Annotated in this window: 19 protein-coding genes; 4 read left to right on the forward strand and 15 right to left on the reverse strand. The window is 38.8% G+C overall.

Annotated features, from left to right (window positions below):
* Positions 1-232: 232 nt before the first annotated feature.
* Positions 233-898 carry a Crp/Fnr family transcriptional regulator gene (locus CFS04_RS12535; RefSeq protein ID WP_088811025.1) on the reverse strand — a complete coding sequence of 222 codons (666 nt, stop codon included), beginning with the start codon at positions 896-898 and terminating at the stop codon, positions 233-235.
* A 324-nt stretch (positions 899-1222) separates the two neighbouring features.
* On the opposite strand from CFS04_RS12535, the gene CFS04_RS12540 reads away from it, so the two are divergent.
* A complete protein-coding gene (locus CFS04_RS12540; RefSeq protein ID WP_088811026.1) occupies positions 1223-1924 on the forward strand; it encodes a Crp/Fnr family transcriptional regulator in 702 nt (233 codons plus the stop codon).
* A 69-nt stretch (positions 1925-1993) separates the two neighbouring features.
* Here CFS04_RS12540 and CFS04_RS12545 read toward each other — a convergent pair whose 3' ends face one another.
* Positions 1994-2983, reverse strand: a complete 990-nt coding sequence (locus CFS04_RS12545) for an FUSC family protein (protein WP_088811027.1) — start codon at positions 2981-2983, stop codon at positions 1994-1996.
* A complete protein-coding gene (locus CFS04_RS12550; RefSeq protein ID WP_088811028.1) occupies positions 2980-3204 on the reverse strand; it encodes a hypothetical protein in 225 nt (74 codons plus the stop codon). The genes CFS04_RS12545 and CFS04_RS12550 overlap by 4 nt, the downstream gene beginning before the upstream one ends.
* A 139-nt stretch (positions 3205-3343) precedes the next feature.
* On the opposite strand from CFS04_RS12550, the gene CFS04_RS12555 reads away from it, so the two are divergent.
* Entirely contained in the window at positions 3344-4420 is a 1077-nt protein-coding gene (locus CFS04_RS12555; protein WP_088811029.1) for a GGDEF domain-containing protein, read from the forward strand.
* A 110-nt stretch (positions 4421-4530) separates the two neighbouring features.
* A complete protein-coding gene (locus CFS04_RS12560; RefSeq protein ID WP_088811030.1) occupies positions 4531-4764 on the forward strand; it encodes an IDEAL domain-containing protein in 234 nt (77 codons plus the stop codon).
* A gap of 38 nt (positions 4765-4802) precedes the next feature.
* Here CFS04_RS12560 and CFS04_RS12565 read toward each other — a convergent pair whose 3' ends face one another.
* The 8 genes from CFS04_RS12565 to CFS04_RS12600 all read right to left on the reverse strand — a co-directional run bounded on the left by CFS04_RS12565 (position 4803) and on the right by CFS04_RS12600 (position 10932).
* The gene (locus CFS04_RS12565) at positions 4803-5408 is read right to left on the reverse strand and encodes an HAD family hydrolase (RefSeq protein ID WP_088811031.1); all 606 of its coding nucleotides are present in this window, start codon (positions 5406-5408) and stop codon (positions 4803-4805) included.
* A 13-nt stretch (positions 5409-5421) separates the two neighbouring features.
* Positions 5422-5775 (reverse strand): hypothetical protein, encoded by a 354-nt coding sequence (locus CFS04_RS12570; RefSeq protein ID WP_088811032.1) that lies wholly within the window; start codon positions 5773-5775, stop codon positions 5422-5424.
* Between the two features lie 82 nt (positions 5776-5857).
* Positions 5858-6814: a LacI family DNA-binding transcriptional regulator gene (locus CFS04_RS12575; protein WP_088811033.1), complete on the reverse strand. Its 957-nt coding sequence runs from the start codon at positions 6812-6814 to the stop codon at positions 5858-5860.
* 64 nt (positions 6815-6878) lie between these two features.
* The gene (locus CFS04_RS12580) at positions 6879-8219 is read right to left on the reverse strand and encodes a hemolysin family protein (protein WP_088811034.1); all 1341 of its coding nucleotides are present in this window, start codon (positions 8217-8219) and stop codon (positions 6879-6881) included.
* Positions 8220-8329: 110 nt separating this feature from the next.
* Entirely contained in the window at positions 8330-9028 is a 699-nt protein-coding gene (locus CFS04_RS12585) for an NAD-dependent protein deacylase (RefSeq protein ID WP_088811035.1), read from the reverse strand.
* Positions 9029-9146: 118 nt separating this feature from the next.
* Positions 9147-9491, reverse strand: a complete 345-nt coding sequence (locus CFS04_RS12590) for a hypothetical protein (RefSeq protein ID WP_088811036.1) — start codon at positions 9489-9491, stop codon at positions 9147-9149.
* Entirely contained in the window at positions 9488-10132 is a 645-nt protein-coding gene (gene fsa, locus CFS04_RS12595) for a fructose-6-phosphate aldolase (RefSeq protein WP_088811037.1), read from the reverse strand. The genes CFS04_RS12590 and fsa overlap by 4 nt, the downstream gene beginning before the upstream one ends.
* 107 nt (positions 10133-10239) lie before the next feature.
* A complete protein-coding gene (locus CFS04_RS12600) occupies positions 10240-10932 on the reverse strand; it encodes a Crp/Fnr family transcriptional regulator (protein WP_088811038.1) in 693 nt (230 codons plus the stop codon).
* A gap of 273 nt (positions 10933-11205) precedes the next feature.
* On the opposite strand from CFS04_RS12600, the gene CFS04_RS12605 reads away from it, so the two are divergent.
* Positions 11206-12945, forward strand: a complete 1740-nt coding sequence (locus CFS04_RS12605) for an ABC transporter ATP-binding protein (RefSeq protein WP_088811039.1) — start codon at positions 11206-11208, stop codon at positions 12943-12945.
* Between the two features lie 30 nt (positions 12946-12975).
* Here the strand turns inward: CFS04_RS12605 and CFS04_RS12610 are convergent, their stop codons facing one another.
* From CFS04_RS12610 to CFS04_RS12625, 4 genes are all read right to left on the reverse strand, one after another.
* Positions 12976-13641: an MIP family channel protein gene (locus tag CFS04_RS12610; RefSeq protein WP_088811040.1), complete on the reverse strand. Its 666-nt coding sequence runs from the start codon at positions 13639-13641 to the stop codon at positions 12976-12978.
* A 155-nt stretch (positions 13642-13796) separates the two neighbouring features.
* Entirely contained in the window at positions 13797-15125 is a 1329-nt protein-coding gene (locus tag CFS04_RS12615; RefSeq protein WP_088811041.1) for an O-antigen ligase family protein, read from the reverse strand.
* Positions 15126-15217: 92 nt separating this feature from the next.
* Positions 15218-16666, reverse strand: coding sequence for a lipopolysaccharide biosynthesis protein (locus tag CFS04_RS12620; protein WP_088811042.1), 1449 nt, complete (start codon positions 16664-16666; stop codon positions 15218-15220).
* 194 nt (positions 16667-16860) lie between these two features.
* Entirely contained in the window at positions 16861-18639 is a 1779-nt protein-coding gene (locus CFS04_RS12625; protein WP_117584607.1) for an asparagine synthase-related protein, read from the reverse strand.
* Positions 18640-18908 lie beyond the last annotated feature (269 nt).

Consider the following 18908-nt stretch of genomic DNA (forward strand, 5'->3'; position numbering starts at 1 on the left):
GTCTTTCATTTTACCCATCTCTCCCACGTGCTCGCTGAACACGGCTTCGTTGGATTTAATTTCCCGCATGTTTGTTCCTCCTGATGTTTGACCTGTCGTTCTAGTATACCATTCAAACAGGAGGTGAATTGTGACTACTTTGTGAAATTTTCCGGCATTTATACACCCAAAAAGCAGCTTTATGGACCTTCAATAAAAAACGAGGTGGGAAAATGTTTTCCCACCTCGTTTTTTATGCTTCTGCGTTAATGTAGAACCGTTGACTTTCTTGACATCTACCTATAAATCCTTCTTTGCGTAACTCGCTAAACAATTTGCGTATGGTTACGTAGCTGATTCCTAAATACTCGGATAGCATTTTATAATTTAATTGTTTTGGTAGAAAATCTTTCGTATCATTTTCCTCGTGAAGTTCATCAGCAAGTTCTAATAAAAATTTTTTGCTACGCGATCTAGCTTTTAATTTATAGAAAATGCAGTGGTTTATAATAACTTCGTTAAAACGATGGGCAATTTGATAGCCGAAAATCCAACCTTCTTGTGTGTTCATCAAGGCATCAATAACTTGTTTTTTCTTAAATTTGATTAACTCGGTGTTTCCCACTGCATGAAAATCTAAATCCATATGGCTATCAAAAAACATACTTTCTAAACCTAAAAAACGGTCTTTGCCTTGAAAACAATAAATTGTATCGTCTTTGCTTACTGAAGCCGCCCCGTGTACAATGTAGTAGACGTATTCTTCGCGTTCTTTTAAAACAATTTTACGCCCATTTCTAATCTTTATATTTTCTCCGTAAATCGCAAATTGATTTTCTAATAATTTCAATAGTTCTTTTTCATTGAAGCGTTCCTCAACTACTTTTTTTGAATAAAGTTCTATTAAGTCTTCCATCATGAAGCACCTTCCCATTTGAAATCATTTTCATTCGCTTTGAACTTTTCCGTTTAATGAATATCCTTATTTTAACGCCTCAAAAATTTGTTCATAATTCACGATTTTATGATTTCATAAAGGAACTGTCCTTAATTTCTGTTTTCCTTGTTTAAATGGCGTACAAATTGCTTCATATCAACATTCCTGAAAGATTTGTGACATTTTCAAAACGAACGAAAGTCAAAACAAACCTACTTTTTCATAAAAAGAAAGAGGTTTTTTATTATTTGTGCGATTAATGTAAGCAGATTTGGGTAGGTATTAAAGTGAGGGGGAGAGGATTTTATGTACTCAAAAAGCTTTTTAGATGATTTTACAAATTTTGATTATGTGATGAAAATATTGAAGAGCAACCCGCAATTTAATCATAAATGTCACCAAATTGCACTAAAGACCGGGCTCTCTATTGAAGTGAGTTTTAAAAAAAATAAAGTCTATTTTATTCAAGAAGGGTATACAAAGCTTTCCAATCTAAACGGTAAGCGTCCCGTCTTTATTCTTATTTCTAAGCGTGGAGAATTCCCTTTCCTAATAGCACAAAATGATTTATCTGATGAACTTGCGGAAATTTCCGCCTTAACTGACTGCATTCTTTGGGAAATCGATTTGGACTACTTAAACGATGTACTTTTAACAGAAGACCCTCGTAACTTTGTTCTTTTAAACTATCATATTAAACTTTCGCGTAACTCCATGATTCAACTCATTATGGATAGTTTTCCGTCTGAGGAACGCATTTATTATATTTTGCATTTTCTAGCAAACAAATTTGGCATTCGTAATGCGGACGGTTCTATAGACTTGCCGAGTTTTGTAACCTATGAGAAACTAGGTGAGCTCGCTTCTGTTTCACTATCTCACACATCCAACATTATAAAAACACTGCAAAAACAAAACATTATCTCGATTAGAAAAAAACAGTGGGTTATTCATACACTTCAAGACATCCCGATTGTTATCCCGTATACATTTGATCGTTGGGTATAAAAAAAACTGCAAGACTTATGAAAAGTCTTGCAGTTTTTCAGTTACATGTGACGCGTTTCATTTGCGCCTTCACTCTACAGCTTTTTTCTTGTTCACAAACTTTGGAATTAACAGGCCAAACACGTAAGCAATAACGACCCCTGCTGAAACCCACAAAATTCGTTCAGCGAGTAACCACCAATGTGTCGCATTCATTTCATTATCGATGACCATCATAAATGAAAATACAATGTACGTCATGAAAAGTGGCATAATGTACGCTTTACTTTCATGTGTCCCGCTTGCTAAAACAAGCATCATCGCAGCCGCGCCCGCAATAATAATATTCCCCGCGTTCGAAAGCATCACTATGTAAATTAAAACAATTCCCGTCACAACCGAAACAATCCGGAAAACCGAACGCATCTCTTGCATTTCACGCACTGGGCGCATGACTAACCCTACAGAGCCCACAATCCACCCCGTATGATCCAAATAAAAGCCAATAATCGTTGCCAGCATAATCGCTGTTGTAAAATACGGCGCATATTGTTTGAAAATCACTTTATTTGGATTGACAGCAGGTGCTTTTTTAACCCCTTTTGTTTCTTTAAAAAAAAGCGAAATCATACAGGCTACAGTCGAACCAAGAACCATGCTTAGCCCAATTGACACCCCCGCTTGAAAATCCGTAATACTTAAACCAATTCCAATTACAGGTGTAATAAAGAACATAAACGCCGGTACGCCTTTTTTAGATGCCGCAAACATCGCAGACAAATACGCAAATGCGCCCATTGAAACGGTCGCACCTACAATGCCAAAATATGATTTTAAAAGCGCGCCAATGAGAACTGATAACGCAATGACTGCGCCCATTATCAAAATCGAAACTCGCCCACGCCTAGTTGGCGCAATCTTCGTAATAGCCGCTGGAATGAGCCCAATGAGCATGCCCATGCCGATTGACATATCCACGAGAGTCGCAATTAAAAAAACTGGAATTGCACTAATGAATGTTAAAACCGCATTGCTCCAATTCCATGAAAAATACTCTTTAAAATACTTCTGAATCGTCATTCTTGTTTCGCTCCTTCTGTTGCTGTACATAAGGGGCACAAACGAAACTTCAAAGAAAATTGACTATAATTTGTATACGCAGATTTGAGTGCATCTTGTGGCGTTTCAAACTTTCCTAAAATAAGCCGATTCTCCCTTGCTGGTATATTCTCACATGAATATTTATGAATCACTCTAAATTTATTCGCATCTTGAACAACATCAACCACATATCCTTCCACGCTAGCCCCTCCTTTATTTAAGTATATCTTCAATCATCAAGTTGTCAATCATATTGGTTACATAAAACGTGCCCATTCATGTGCAATTTCTACTTGTATCCATTATAATGATAGTACTAACGTGAAAGAGGAATAAAAAATGAATTTGCTAATGGATTTTGGAGCAAATATTTTTATCGCTTCTGCAGGTACTTACTTTATTTTTAAAATAATACCTTATCAAATTAATCCTCAACTTCTCATGTGGCGGAAAGCTGTAATTTTTTTGCTTATTTTAATCAGTAACTTTTTACTTATGTATTTCGCATTTGAGCTGCCTGACGGTGTGAAAATTGATTTACGCTACGTATCCATCATTTTAATCGCCATTTCGGCTTCGCCCATTTTCACAGTCTTCTCCGCACTTCTCATCGGGCTAACGCGCTTTCTTTTTGGAATATCTGGAATCGCCATACAAGCTTTATTCTTCATTCTTTTGCTCGCCCTACTCATTTCAATATGGATAAAATTCCGCAAAAGTAAAATTCATGAAAGTCAGCTCATCGTTGAATTATTCATCATCAGTGTCATCGTATATATTATCAACAGCAGCTTTTTTTATGGTTTTCAGCTTAAAACGCTTATTTTAATCACTACTTGGACGGTTTTCAACGGCCTTGCATTACTTATTCTTTATGCCGTGCTTTTTGATATGCGACGGACGCGGCATTTGTATATTGTTGAAACCGAGCGCGCTTTCACAGACGCCCTCACAAATCTTGCGAACCGACGCGCATTTGACCAGCGAATTCAGCTACTCATGGAAGATACCACAGTAAACAAATTAAGCGCTTTAATGCTCGATATCGATTTTTTTAAATCTGTAAACGATAGTTATGGGCATCTCGCAGGTGATAAAGTGCTTCAATCATGCGCTTCAATCATTCAAGAGCACTGTTTGGAAAAAGGGAACGCCTTTCGTTTGGGCGGAGAAGAATTTTGCATCTTGGCGATTAATTTTGATGAAAAGGCCGCCTATGACCTCGCCGAAAAAATTCGCATCGCCATTCAAAACTCTGCCATCCCGATTGACACCACACAAAAAATTTCCATCACCATTTCAATTGGTGTAGCGACAGCTTGCGATTCACGTGAATTTCCTGAAATTCAGCACCTCGCAGATCGCGCACTTTATCAGGCAAAAAACGCTGGGCGCAACCAAAGTGTCATTTTATGAGAAAGTCAGTACAATTTGCTGACTTTTTTGTTTGCTCACGTTTTATCAAAAAAAAATGGTGGTATAAGAAAGTATAAATTTTCTAAATATTCATTAAAGGAGTGATTGTCATGGCACTGCAACCTTTTTCGAGTTCTCTATCCAAGCAATACGAGGAGTTAGCCAAGGAACGGGCATTAATGAATACGTTTATTGAGTGCTACATGACAATGCTCGGTCAAAAACAACGGATAGCAAGAATTCAAACCGAAATTGATCTTGCTCTCGACGACGGAAACAAGAAACGCTTCATTCTATTATCACTACGCCTAAAACGCCTTCAAGAAGAAGAATTACAATTTTAAAAAAGGTGGCTCGAAAATTCGAGCCACCTTTTCAATGTCTATATATGCGCCAAAATCTCTTCCGGCGTTTCAAAAATAAATTCCGCCTTCTCAAATCCGTCTTTTGATTTGGCTCCCCAAAGTGCGAGGCCGAAATGAGCACCGGCAGCGTGCGCACAGGCCATGTCATACGCGGAGTCGCCAATGTAAATGACGTCGGAAGGTTTTAAAGCTAGCATTTCAATATTTTTCAGCAAAGGAGCGGGGTGAGGTTTGTGTTCCGTCGTATCACTCGCGCAAACAATCGCATCGAAGTGGTGGTCAATACCGAACGGGTAAAAGCCCTTCTCCATTTCTACTGCATTTTTCGAAGTGACAACACCGCTCTGCGGAATCGCTTCAAGCGCCTCTTTAATGCCTTCAAAAATTTCCACCTCATGAATGAGCGATGCTTCGCGTTCCACCCATTTCTCAAAAATTTCTTCTTCGTCTAAAATATCCAATTGGGCAAGCGCTTTCTTGCCGGTTATCCCTAAAACAAAACGCAGTTCGTCTTGCGTATACGTGAGTCCTTCTTCTTGCAAAACAGATTGAAGAGAATGTAAAACCGCTTTTTCTGTATCTAAAATTGTTCCATCAACATCAAAAATAATCGCTTTATACATCTTTATTCCTCCTTTATTTTGCAAAAACATAATGATGATGCGGGGTATATTTACTGCGCTTTAACCGATTCGGTTCTGGCATACCGTATCTTTCAGCGCGAAGTTCATCGGCAAAAGGTTTCAATTCATTTGTACTATCCGCAATTTCAAACCGGGTATTTTCACAAGAAAAAGTTAAATATTGTCCGCCTTTTTCTGGAACAAGCGCAATATTACGCAAACTTGCGAGCGGATACGTGTGGCGTTTTCCCAAACCATAACTGTAATTTCGCTCAAACACCAAATAATCACGTTCCACATAAAATTCCCCGTACTGATATTCCATACCAATTTCTGAGTAAACTTTGCAAACACCTGACACAATCATTATTTTCGCCCCCTTCAAAGTCTCTACCTAAGTTGTACATGATGAAACGGGTTTCATGTCAAGCGTTTTCAATTTAAATTTTTCAGACTGATTTTCGAACGATTAGCGCATGCTCAATTCGCTCTTTTCTTACTTCTTTTGAATAAAATATTGAAAAAGCCATTTCGCCTAATTTTTTCAGATTGTGGTCGAGCGTTGTAAGTTCAAGCACGAATCCAATCGGCAAATTTTCTTGCCCTAAAATCGCCAAGTCTTCTGGTACACGAAGCCCCTTTTCGCGCGCATAGACCATGATGCCCGCTGCGACTTCATCGCCGTTTGAATAAATTGCATCTGGTTTCATGCCGCTTTCTTCAAAAAAATATCGGGCAGCCGCTATGCCGTCTTCAACTGTGTAGCAATCATTCAAGGCATAGTCTGCCGCATTTTTTTGATACACTTTTTCAAAGGCACTCATTTTGTGGCGCGTACTTGGGCTAATGCTTCTAGCCCGTCCATTCGTGAAACAGACGTCACGATATCCTTTTTCCTTCAAAAAAAGAAAGCCTTCTTGGTACGCTTTGGCGCGGTCGATATAGGCGCACGAAAGTTCGGGAATGTCCGTTTCCTCGCTTACGACGATGGGGCCGTACTCCGCATACTGCTGAATTAGCTCCAACGTATTCGCGCGCGAAGCGATGATGAGCCCGTCCACTTGTTTCGTTCTTAGCATCATCAAATATTTTTCTTCTGTTTTTGCATCGTAGCCCGTTGGAAATAGCGTCACCGAGTACTTCTTCCGGAAAGCCGCGTCCAGTACGCCGTTTACAACCTTATCGAACCACGGGTGATCGTTATAGGGTAAAATCACACCAATTGTGTTCGTTTTGCCAAGCGCCAAGTTTGTCGCACTCCGGTTTGGTATGTAGTCAAGCTCGCGCATCACTTCTTCTACGCGCGCGCGCTTTTCGCTCGCCACATACGGATGATTGTTTAAAACACGCGATACTGTCGTCACTGAAACACCCGCTTGTTTCGCGATTTCCTTAATGTTTGGCATTTTTTTCTCCCCCTATACAAAAAGCAGGACAAATTGCCCTGCTTCCGGCAAACTTAGTAAGCCGTCAAATTGTGTCCGCCGCTTCCTCCTGCTGCTGCAATGGATTAATTTCCACTCGCAGTGAGACAAGACGCGCATCTTTTACTTCAAGTGCTGTGAACGTAAATTGTTCGTAGTCTGCCACTGCTTTTTCCCCGTCATTTGGGATACTGCCTAGTAGCGTCAAGACAAAGCCAGCAATTGTATCCACACCCCGAGCGGGAAGTTCCACGTGAAACATGCGATTAAAGTCGTCCAGTGCAAGCATTCCGTCAACCTCGTAAGTATGGTCATTTATTTTCACAAATTCATTTGTTAAGTCATCATATTCATCATCGATATCGCCGACAATTTCTTCTAATAAATCTTCAATAGTAATGATTCCCGCAACACCGCCGTACTCGTCCATTAAAATCGCCATCTGATTACGTGTGCGCTGCATGTTTTTCAGCAAATCATCAATAAACATTGTTTCTTGAGCAAAATAAGCCTCTTTCACCAGTTTTTTAATGTCTACATGATCAAAACCAACTTTTCGTGCTTCTACAAAATAGTCTTTTAAATGCAAAATACCATAGACAGAATCCTGATCTCCCATGTAGACCGGAATTCGCGAATAGTTTTCTTCCAGCAATAAATCACAAATTTTTTCTGGTGCAAAATCCACATCAATCATAAAGGCATCCGTTCGTGGCACCATCGCTTCACGCGCATATTTATTATCAAGTTCAAATACACCGCGCAACATGCTAAGTTCTTCTTCCTCAATAATGCCATCTTTTGAACTCGATTCCATCAACATTTGCATCTCTTCTCGCGTCATGCGGTCATCTTCTGTTGCATCCGTCATCCGCGTTAATTTCACAAGCGCATTTGTCGAAAGTGACAACAATTTTACGAATGGGCGAAGTAACATTCCAACAACGCGAATCGGGCCAACCGAAAAACGAGCAATCGCCTCTGATTTTTGTAGCGCAATGCGTTTCGGATAAAGCTCACCGAATACAAGCGTAATGTAGGAAAGAATAATTGTGACAATAATAATCGACATTTCTTTTGCAAATGCTCCGCCGCCTAAATAAGACTCAAAGCGGGTGGCAATGCTTGTCGCTGCCGAAGCACTCGAGAAAAAACCAGCAAGCGTAATACACACTTGAATTGTCGCTAGAAAGTTGCTCGGGTCTTCAATTAACGTCACCAATTTCTTTGCTTTCTTATCGCCATTCTCGGCCTGATTTTTAATCCGACCTTTGTTTAAAGATACAAGCGCCATCTCTGCCGAAGCAAAAAATGCATTGAGTAAAGTTAACACCAAAATAAGTATGAGTTGTAAAATAATCTGCTGACTCTCGGGGTCAGGTGACATGTAGCCGTCCACTCCTTAATAAAAGAAAATTTTGACTGGAAAACGCTCCCAGTTATTCAAATTTTACCATGTTCTCCCCCTTTTGGTCAAAACTGCGCGCCCGATTTCCCTTAAAGGCTTTCAAATACCCGCAGCGCATCCGCCTGAATCATTTCAACAGGAGCGGCAATCCGTAATGCCTCTTTGTTCACCGCAAAAATGGCTGCCTGATTATTCCGATACTCGATTAAATTGCAAAATGGACTCACTTGGAAACTTGTGCCCACAATGACGATCAAATCCGCGGTTTGCACTGCGAAAACGGCGCCTGAAATGGCTTCTTCAGAAATGCCTTCACCGTATAAAACGACGTTTGGTCGGACTTCACCACCGCACTGCGCATGAATTCGTGATTTCAAATACTCCGCCGCGGGAATCGCTGCACCACAATTTTGACAGTAGCAATCATATAAGTTCCCGTGAAAATCAATGACCTTTTTAGAACCCGCTTTTTCATGCAAACCATCAATGTTTTGCGTAATTATCGTGATAGCTTTATCCCGCTCTAGTTCCGCCATTTTCAAGTGTATCCCGTTCGGCTTTGCTTTTGGATAATACATATTCTTTGTCACAAAGTCATAAAACAATTCTGGCTCACGTTTCAAACAAGTGGCGCTAAGTAAATACTCCGGATTCTGATACCCTTTGTAAAGGCCGTCTTTCGACCGGTAATCTGGAATTCCGGAAGGCACCGATACGCCTGCGCCAGTCAAAAAAACAATTTTACTCGCATTAAAAATCGCCGCCTGAAGTTGTTTGACATTTTCCATCTTCAAAACCTCTTTTCTCAAACAATTTGTGCCGTCAAAAATAGCCAAACATCTGAAAACAAATGCTTGGCTACCATTATATCACTCTTTCGAAACTTAAAAAATTTCATTTTGAAATTTACGCTAATTTATCAAGCGGTATCCAGCCAGCCATTCCGTCCTCATCAACGCACCACGCAAAGCCGTTTAATTCGCGATTACTTTCGACTTTATCGCCTGGTTTCACAGCGAGCTCACGCGCTGAGTAGTCTTCAGAAACGGTAGCAGACTTCCCGCTTTCATCCGAGATAAGTATTTGCTTTGGAACATAGCCTTCTAGCCCCGACGCCTTGACTTTGCAAAAAATCCAGCCTGGGTAGTCCTCGTCTTCTTGAAAGGTCCAAACGCCTTCATTTTTACCAACAAAAAGGGGGTTCGGCCTGTGCATATGATGTTCTTTTTTCACAAGATAGGTGCGATTCATTTTTTTGAGGCCTCATAATCTGCTAAAAATTTCTCAATCCCTGTGTCGGTCAAAGGATGTCTTAGCATCTGTTCGAAAACTTTATACGGGATTGTAGCAATATCCGCACCTGCTCGTGCACATTCAATGACATGGATGGGGTGTCTGACGCTTGCTGAAATGATTTCCGTTTCTATATCATGAACAGCAAAAATTTCCGCGATGTCGCGAATTAATTCTAAACCGTCCTGGCCGATATCATCAAGGCGACCTAAAAATGGAGATACGTAAGTTGCGCCTGAACGCGCCGCAAGTAACGCTTGTGCTGCCGAAAATACGAGTGTCACATTCGTTTTAATCCCTTCCGCATGCAAGACTTTGACAGCCGCCAAGCCTTCGCCCGTCATTGGGATTTTCACAACCATATTTGGATGAATTTTCGCGATTTCACGACCTTCTGCAACCATCTTGTCCGCTTCAAGACTGACTACTTCGCCGCTAATTGGACCATCTACAATAGCTGTAATTTCCTGAATCACTTCGCCAAAATCCCGACCTTCTTTCGCGATTAGCGACGGATTTGTCGTCACACCAGCAATAAATCCCATCCGGCTAGCTTTCTTAATTTCCTCTACATTTGCCGTATCAATGAAAAACTTCATGCCAATTCCTCCTTCATTTAAAACGCTTTCAAATTTACGGTTCCATTATAACGCAAATTGAAGAAAACAAAAAAGATACAGCTTATCGCCCGCTGCATCTTCATTCCCTATAATTTAGATTTATCCAAAATAAGTAGTGGTTTCGGCTTATTACGAACAATCTCTTCTTTAGTTAAAGCTTGGATTGTGCACGCGACATACTCGCGTGATGTGCTTGTGTAACGAGCCAAAACTTCCTGAGTAATTTCTTTCGGCAAAATAATACCATCTTGTGAAAAAGTCCCAAGTTTATTTGCACATTGAAGCAATGCTTTTCGAATTCGCTCTTCTTTTTTATAAAAACTCAATTCCGAAAACTCTCTTGATTCATTTATTTTGATACCCATTTGCGCCAAAATAAAATTACGCTTTGGATCAATTTCTTCAAGAATTCCTCTTAAAAACGTGCAATCCACTTCCATTACTTTTGCTTTTCCAAGACTTTGAATACAAACCTTTGATTCCCAGTTATCTGAAAATAAATATTGTAAGCCAAATGTATCTTCTTTCTGCAAAAAGCGAATGATGGCCTGTTTCGAAAATGTTTCACGTGCGTTTTTATTCTTCCTTTGGATAAAAACACCAAAGTACCCTTCTAGAATAAAATAAATCTTCTTTTTGTCCTCGCCTACTGTCTGGAGGATATCTCCTTTTTTGGTAGTGAAAACGGAACAATTTTCATTGTACCTTGGGTGCTCGTAGCAAATTTCTAATAAATTTTTCAATTCTAAGTTAACATGATCAGTTTTGACAGGAAACATAGATCCTCCTTGTGAACGCTTTAGTTCTATGATTATATCACAAGCAAATTAGCATAATATTCCGATTATACAAAAATCTACCAAACTATCGTGAATTAAATCACTTTGTTGATTTGAAAATCTATATTTGTAGCTAATTTTAGATTAAAAACGAATATTAATGAATTATTTGTGACAATTTTTCACTGTCATTTCTTAAAAAAATTACCTCTTAAGGATGACGCACTTCGTGAAATTTCTCTATATAATAGAACAGGAATGGGGGAAAAATACATGAATAAAAAAACAACTGAAACGACCTATACATGGAACAAATTTTTCAGTCTTCTAGGATCCGTAAAACCAGCGAACTGGATTATCAGTGTTGCCTTAATCACGAGCATCATTACAACCGTCGCCGGCCTTGTAGTGCCACTTTTTACAAAAGATTTAATTGATGGCTTTTCATTATCACAAATAAACGGCAGTTTAATTGCCATCATCGTGGCCGCATTTGTCCTTCAGGCAATCGCAAATGGCTTCTCTGTTTTTTTACTTAATTATATGGGGCAAAAAATGGTAGCCACCATTCGTATTCGTTTATGGAATAAAATCATTCACTTACCAGTTCCATATTATGATAATACCAAAACTGGCGAAACCGTAAGTCGAATGATTAATGATACCGTCTTACTTAAAGAGCTTATCGCAGACCATCTGCCGCAATTTGTTACAGGGATTATTTCGGTTATCGGCGCCGTCACTATTTTACTTTTCATGGATTGGAAAATGACTCTCGTTATTTTAATCGCCGTCCCAGTCACCGCACTAATCGTAGCGCCGCTTGGGCAGCGCATGTTCAAAATTTCCAAAGGCCTTCAAAAGGAAACCGCCGACTTTACGGGTATGATTAGTCAAACGTTGTCAGAAGCGCGTCTAGTGAAGGCATCAAACGCGGAAGATTTAGAGCAAAAACGTGGTTCAGAAGGTATCAATCGCTTGTTTGGATTTGGTATTCGCGAGGCAAAAGTTGTGTCTGTCCTCGCTCCGCTCATTTTCTTTGTCGTCATGGGGGTTATCGTAGCAATCATTGGTTATGGCGGTATCCGTGTCACTTCTGGCACACTCTCAACCGGAACGCTTATCGCCTTTCTGCTTTATTTGTTTCAAATTATTGTGCCAGTCACATCGTTTGTCACATTCTTCACGCAACTACAGAAATCTAAAGGAGCCACCGAACGAATTTCACAGATTTTAGACCAAGAGAGTGAAGAACTTCAAAATGGTGTTGAAAAAGATATTTCGGGGGAAAAAGTTCATATTGAAGATGTATCCTTCGCGTATGCGGGCAGTGACACCATTCTTGACGGCATCAGCTTTACTGCGAATCCGGGTGAGGTTGTGGCTTTTGCTGGTCCAAGTGGTGGCGGAAAATCGACTTTATTCGCCCTTTTAGAACGCTTCTACGAGCCTGCGACCGGGGCGATTTACGTTGGCGACACACCGCTTACAGCGATTTCGACCAAGTCTTGGCGCTCCCAAATTGGCTACGTTTCACAAGAAAGTGCTATGCTATCCGGCACAATCGCCGACAATTTGACCTACGGCTTAGACCGCGAAGTGAGCGAAGACGAATTGTGGGCCGTCACAAAACTTGCCTACGCCGATGAATTTATTCAGAAGTTGCCAGAAAAAATGCAAACTGAAGTGGGCGAACGCGGCATTAAGCTTTCTGGCGGGCAGCGACAACGAATTGCGATTGCACGTGCTTTCCTAAGAAATCCTAAAATTTTAATGCTTGACGAAGCAACGGCCAGCCTAGACAGCCAGTCCGAACAAATTGTGCAGCAAGCACTCGCGAACTTAATGTCTGGCCGAACAACTTTCGTTATCGCGCATCGCCTGTCGACCATCGTGTCAGCAAACCAAATCCTCTTCATTGAAAACGGGCGAATTACAGGACGCGGAACGCACACCGAATTAGTCGAAAGCCACCCGCTCTATGCTTCTTTCGCCGAGCAACAATTGCAATAAAAAAACCACGAAAATTCGTGGTTTTTTTATTTACTTCTCTTCACTATTAAACGCGAATTTGCTTACAATAGCCGCAAGTGCGCCACCGACAATCGGTGCTACGATGAACAGCCAAAGTTGCGAAAGTGCTTCGCCGCCAGCAAATAGTGCCGGGCCAATACTTCTCGCCGGATTCACAGATGTACCCGTTAATGGAATACCTAATAAGTGGATTAAAACGAGTGTTAGACCAATAACTAGACCAGCAAACGGTGCGTTCCCATTTTTTCCTGTTACAATTAAAATAACTAAAACAAAAACGAACGTTAAAATAGTTTCTACTAGAAACGCGCCTGAAGCAGTTAAGTTCCCAAAACCATTCTGCCCTAAGTTAGTAGTGGCCAAGTCTGAAGAAATTAAGAACGTACGCAGTGTTAGCGTCGCCACAATGGCACCTAAAATTTGCGCTACTATGTATACAGCCAAGTCTTTCGCAGACAAACGTTTATTGACAAACATCGCAATGGAAACCGCCGGATTAATATGACACCCGGAAATTGTTCCAATACTATACGCCATCGCCACAATCGATAAACCGAATGCAAGCGCAATGCCTGGAATGCCAATGCCTTCAATCCCGCCGCCTAGAACAGCCGTCCCGGTACCAAACAATACTAAAACAAAAGTTCCAATAAATTCAGCAATTGCTTTTCTCATCTTATTTCCCTCCTTTCAAAATTGAATCAACATGTTTAAAAATACCATAAATCCGCCTAGAAAGATATGGATAAGTTGTGTATTTTTCAAAACAAAAAAAGCAGCCATTTTAAATGGCCGCCGACATGTCAAAAACCTCTAAACTTCACGCAAAATTAGGTTGATGTATTGTTTTCGGGTTGGTCGAGCTCTAATTTTGCACCGTCATCATCCTTTTTGCTACTTGCCAAAATAATTCCTGCACAAATTAAGCCGAGGAACGTTGCCGACATTGCAGAAAACAGAACGTGTCCAACAAAAAAGATATAGACTAATGTAATGACTAGCGCAAACGTATAAATTGATTTCATTTTGCGTTTAAAAGCGCGGAAGATGAAATACAGCATCATAAAAATAAACAACGCCGTTCCGATAAGTCCCATACCGAAAAATAAATCAAAGAAATCCATTTCAACAACGCCTAAACGCCCAAATTTCTCAAAACGATACTGGAATCCTTGTCCACCAAAAAGAGTGAACGCAAAATTGGGATCATTAAAGAATAACTTGGCGGCACCTTCTAAAAATACGTTTCTAGAACTAAACAGCAAGCGAAGCAAATCACCATCATAGACTCTGTAAAAATATTGCATCCGAGTAACGGAACCTGCGACAAGTTCTGTCGCTGATTGAATTCCTCTAAAGAATATCCAGATTACTGCAAACATGGCCGTAAGCCAAACAAAAGCTCGCTGCACATTTGAATGGTAATGTTTTTTGAAAACTACTCTAATTAAAAGGTACGCAACAGTCAGAACCGCGTACACAACGACCGTTTTTGTTGCCAAAAGGAATAAACTCACTACATTTCCAGCAAAAAGTAAGAGTAAAAAGAACACTTTCTTGCCCCATCTTTTTTGTAGCTCTTTAATAAGGACATGCGTCGTTATTGTGAGTGTAATGATAAGCGCAAATGAAATGGAGTTTTGCTCAAAGAAAAAGCCTTTATATCCTGCTCCTGCTGTTGAATAAGTTTGACGCCCGACACCTAAAACATACGGAATCAAAAGTTCTGCTGTGAGCAAAGAGCCTAATGCAAGAAAGATATTTTCAAAATTAATGGTTTTGAAAATTTCTCTCCGCTGATAAACATAATAAGGAATTAGCACCCACAGGAAATATTTAATGTACACCGAAAAGTCTGCGAATATCCACGCGGGACTATTCTTCAAGAAAATACCTTGCAAGCAAAACATTAATAAATTTCCGAGTATAAAGAAAATGGTTAGATAGGTATAATATGTTTTCGGAAGTTTCTCAACAATAATCATTAAAACTAAGAAAGCAAAATATCCAAATCGATAAACCATTCCTATAGGTGTAGAAGTTCCTGATGCTAGAAAGAAACCATTTATCATGTCTATAATTGGGCAGGCTACAGTTAGTATTATAAAAATATATACGTTTAGAGGTCTGTTTTTAATGACAATTACATCCTTACACATCTTTATTTTTTCTATAAATTTTCCCGTTTTTTAGTATATATCAAAACATTTTCAATCACAATATAGGTTTACTCTAAAATGAAGAACCCTTTTTACCCTTTTCGTGAAAATGACCTTACAATCCCCATTGATTTTTGCCACATCATTTTCACAGTGCCACGATACATCACCGAAATGACAATTAATAGAACGACTCCAATAAAGAACGAACTCCATATATCTTTTACAAAAGTCGCATAAAAGGCATAGCCTACTAACAGCGCAATACTTGCATATAATTGAAACAGCTTATAACTTACTTTAAAGTACCTTAATGAGAAATAAGTTCTTAGTGAAAAGAATACGATATAGGATAGGCCTGTAGATATCGCGGCCCCTGTTGCACCTATATATGGCACGAGCAACAAGTTTCCTATAACTCCACATAAACATACTAGAGCCACAATAAGGATATGGAGCTTCGTTTTTTTATAAAAATTAATTCCTACTACGGTTACTTCTGATATCGTGTAGAGCACTGGAACAAATACTAAGAATGGCATAATTTGTGCGGCACCACCATATTCGCTTCCAAGCATAAGAACAATAACGTCTTTAAACATCACGACTAACACTGCGATAATTAACATGGCATAACTAACGACCACTTGCATATCCTTGAAAAACTTAGTATTATTCGGGTTCTCCTTAAATTTCTCATAACTTAAAGGCACCCAAAACGCAGTAAAGTTAAGTTGTAGCGTGTTTAAAATCGTCACAATTTTAAAAGCCGCAGAATACAAACCAATTTCAGTGTAATTCGACCATTGTTTAATCGCAATTCGGTCAATGGATTCAAATAGCATCGTCATTAAGAGCGTCACCATTAGCGGAACGCCGTATTTCAGAATATCAGACGAGTGGCTTTTAATTTTAATACTTCCTTTTTTAAAGAAATTCCAAAACTTGTGCTCCACTCCGATTATAACGATCGAAACAACCGCCATACTAAACATATAAGCATAAATAATAACTTCAAATTGATTCCCTAAGAAAAAGGCGAACATCAAAATCCCAGCAAACTCAAGCGACTTACTCAAAATGAGTTTAAACGAGAACACTTTACCTTTCTGCTGCATTCTAACAACTACGGACGCATACGTATTAATTATCCGTAAAAGTGCATACAAAACAAGTAGCAGTACTAGCCAAAAACTAACGTATGAGAAGATAAAATTCGAAATATCTTTATAAAAAATCAATACGCCGATTGACAATATCGCAAAAGCAAGCATAGACAGCTTCAAGCAAATTAACAATAAATACTTTCGCTTATCCTCTTCTTCTTCATAAAAAAAGCGGTTAAAACTCTGGTCAGCGCCTAATAATGCCACAGCGCCTAGTATTTCAGCTGCTAGCAAAAACATTGACACCTTACCAAACTGATCCGGTGAAATTAACCGCGTTGCAATCGGTGTACTAATGAATCCAATAATAAGAGCTACCCAGCTCCCGATCGAAATCGATAAAAATTTATTTAAAATGCTGTTACTTTTTTTCATAGCCTAGATGTCCTCTCTGCGGTACCCCTTCAAGCAAAATTAACTTTTTGTCTGCATCGGCGTTAAGAATTACCTAGGCAAACTTCGAGATAAGCAAACAACAAGTTGGACGCAATAATTGATAAGATGTGCACCATCTTCTAACAATTAGCGAACAAAAAATACGCATAAAGTCGATTGAAGAATATATGAATTTATTCCATATACCCTTTCATAATTCTCAAAAACTCCATAAAACTAATGATTTGGTCTTTTTCCATTGAATTCCCCGACTCAAATGCAAATTGACAGTCTTTCTTTAGTTCTTCATCTTTAATTAAATCGATATTTTTATTAAATGATTCTTGGTAGAAATTACTTAAATCTGGATTGATTTTCGCCCAATAGTCAATAGGGTTCATATGATTCTTGGAATTCAATTTCAAACCTAGCTTGATTTTCACAAGTTTTACAAACGCTGCAGGAATACTTGTCCAAGGAATTGATACACCTTTAACTCTAATTAATTTTCTATTAATTTTTCCTTTTACCTTATCGTAAACGAAATTCGCAGCTTCTGGATAATATTTATTAATCCATTTAATGTAAATGTTATGCCCTGTACGGTATTTAAATGGTAACGTCAAAGTGAACGACATAAATTCAACATCCGTATACGGCGAAATGGCTTCCGTCGTTTTAAGAAATGGTTTTAAGCCCATAAGATTCCCAGTAAAACCGCGATTATACAGTTTAAAAATCTCTTTATCTTTTAAATGGAAGGAATTTTCTTCCGTATATTGAACTTTTTCAATCAAACGCGTCGAGTTCGCACCTGAACCAGGATGGAATTCTTGCTTCCTACCTTTTTCATAATACGTTCCTAAAATAGCACCGCCTAGATGCCCCGTATGAACAATACCAAATTGATCCATGTTTAACGTGTTAGCCATGCTAAGCGTAGGCGTGATACTACAGCTTTGACATCTACCTCCAGAAATCTTCACCGCTTCTTCAAAGTATTTGTACAAATATATCCCATTATCTAGTGACTTAAACAGCCATTCATTTTTCAATTCACTCGCCATTTTCTTTGGAACCGTTTCGTCCATATAATCAGTTTGTGAAAAAGTATAACTTAATGTGTCTGTATAGCCCATATCATGCGCAACCCATGTCGTCATTCTTGAGTCTAAACCACCACTTAAAGCGGCTATATGCTTGTAGCCATATTCCTTATCTTTTTCAAAAGAACGTTTTACAGAATTTCTAAAGAGTTCGTCGATTTTAGCCATTGCTTCTTCTTCTGTAATATCGATTGGCGTATTATCTATTTCAAAATAGCATTTTTTTTCAATTCCATTGGCTGAATATTGTAAATAATGTCCTGGTGTTAATCGGTACATGTCTTCGAAAAGCGTATCATTACATAATGTATAGGAATGCGTAATCATGCTATATGCTGCATTCTTTTTTAGTTTGAAACGTTTGCCTGCATGTTTATGCACCAACTTCACAAGAATGTCTACATCCGTACCAAAATACAAAATATCTGTCTGTTTGTCTAAATAATAAAAGACTTCCTTATTTCCGATATGATTTGTGTATAGATTAAAAGTATGTGATGTTTTGTCTAAAAACACCCCTGAAAAATGTCCGCGAAATTCATTAAAGAATGGCTTAGATGCAGATTGAGCCATCTTTTGCGTTAAGGAAAACATATTCCGATCTTTAATTTCATATTTTTCCATTAAATCAAGTTTATTTAAAATTACCCCGTCGACAATAAAAAACGCTTCCTCATTTTGAGAAAAAGTCTTATCTTGTTCAAATTTTTTAACTGTATTTCTAAAAAAACGACCGTATAAATTTGGTGTATTCACTGTATTTTTTTCTTCAATAAGGTTATCGTTTGCCTCAATAATGTCATAAATCTCTATATCTTTTTCTAATGCTGTTTCTTTATTTGAAATAAATCCAAAAAAACCCGGCATATTAAATTGACCTCTTTTCTTTAGCTGTAATTATAAAATTAACCTTGTGTTAAAATATACTACGCCTCTTAATGCTTGTCAACGTGATTAAGCCCTTACACAGCCCTCATAAAATAAACTGTCACATTTTCGCCCCATTTTTAGGCCTATATAGATAAATAAGCTACTAAAGTGTGATTTCAGCTCTTCTCAAGCTACATAAATAGTGCTAAAATGTAGCAGTTAGTTCCTTTGTGATAAAATTAACAACATGCACGAAAAATGACCAA

This window comes from Listeria sp. ILCC796 (assembly GCF_900186175.1).
Classification (GTDB): domain Bacteria; phylum Bacillota; class Bacilli; order Lactobacillales; family Listeriaceae; genus Listeria; species Listeria goaensis.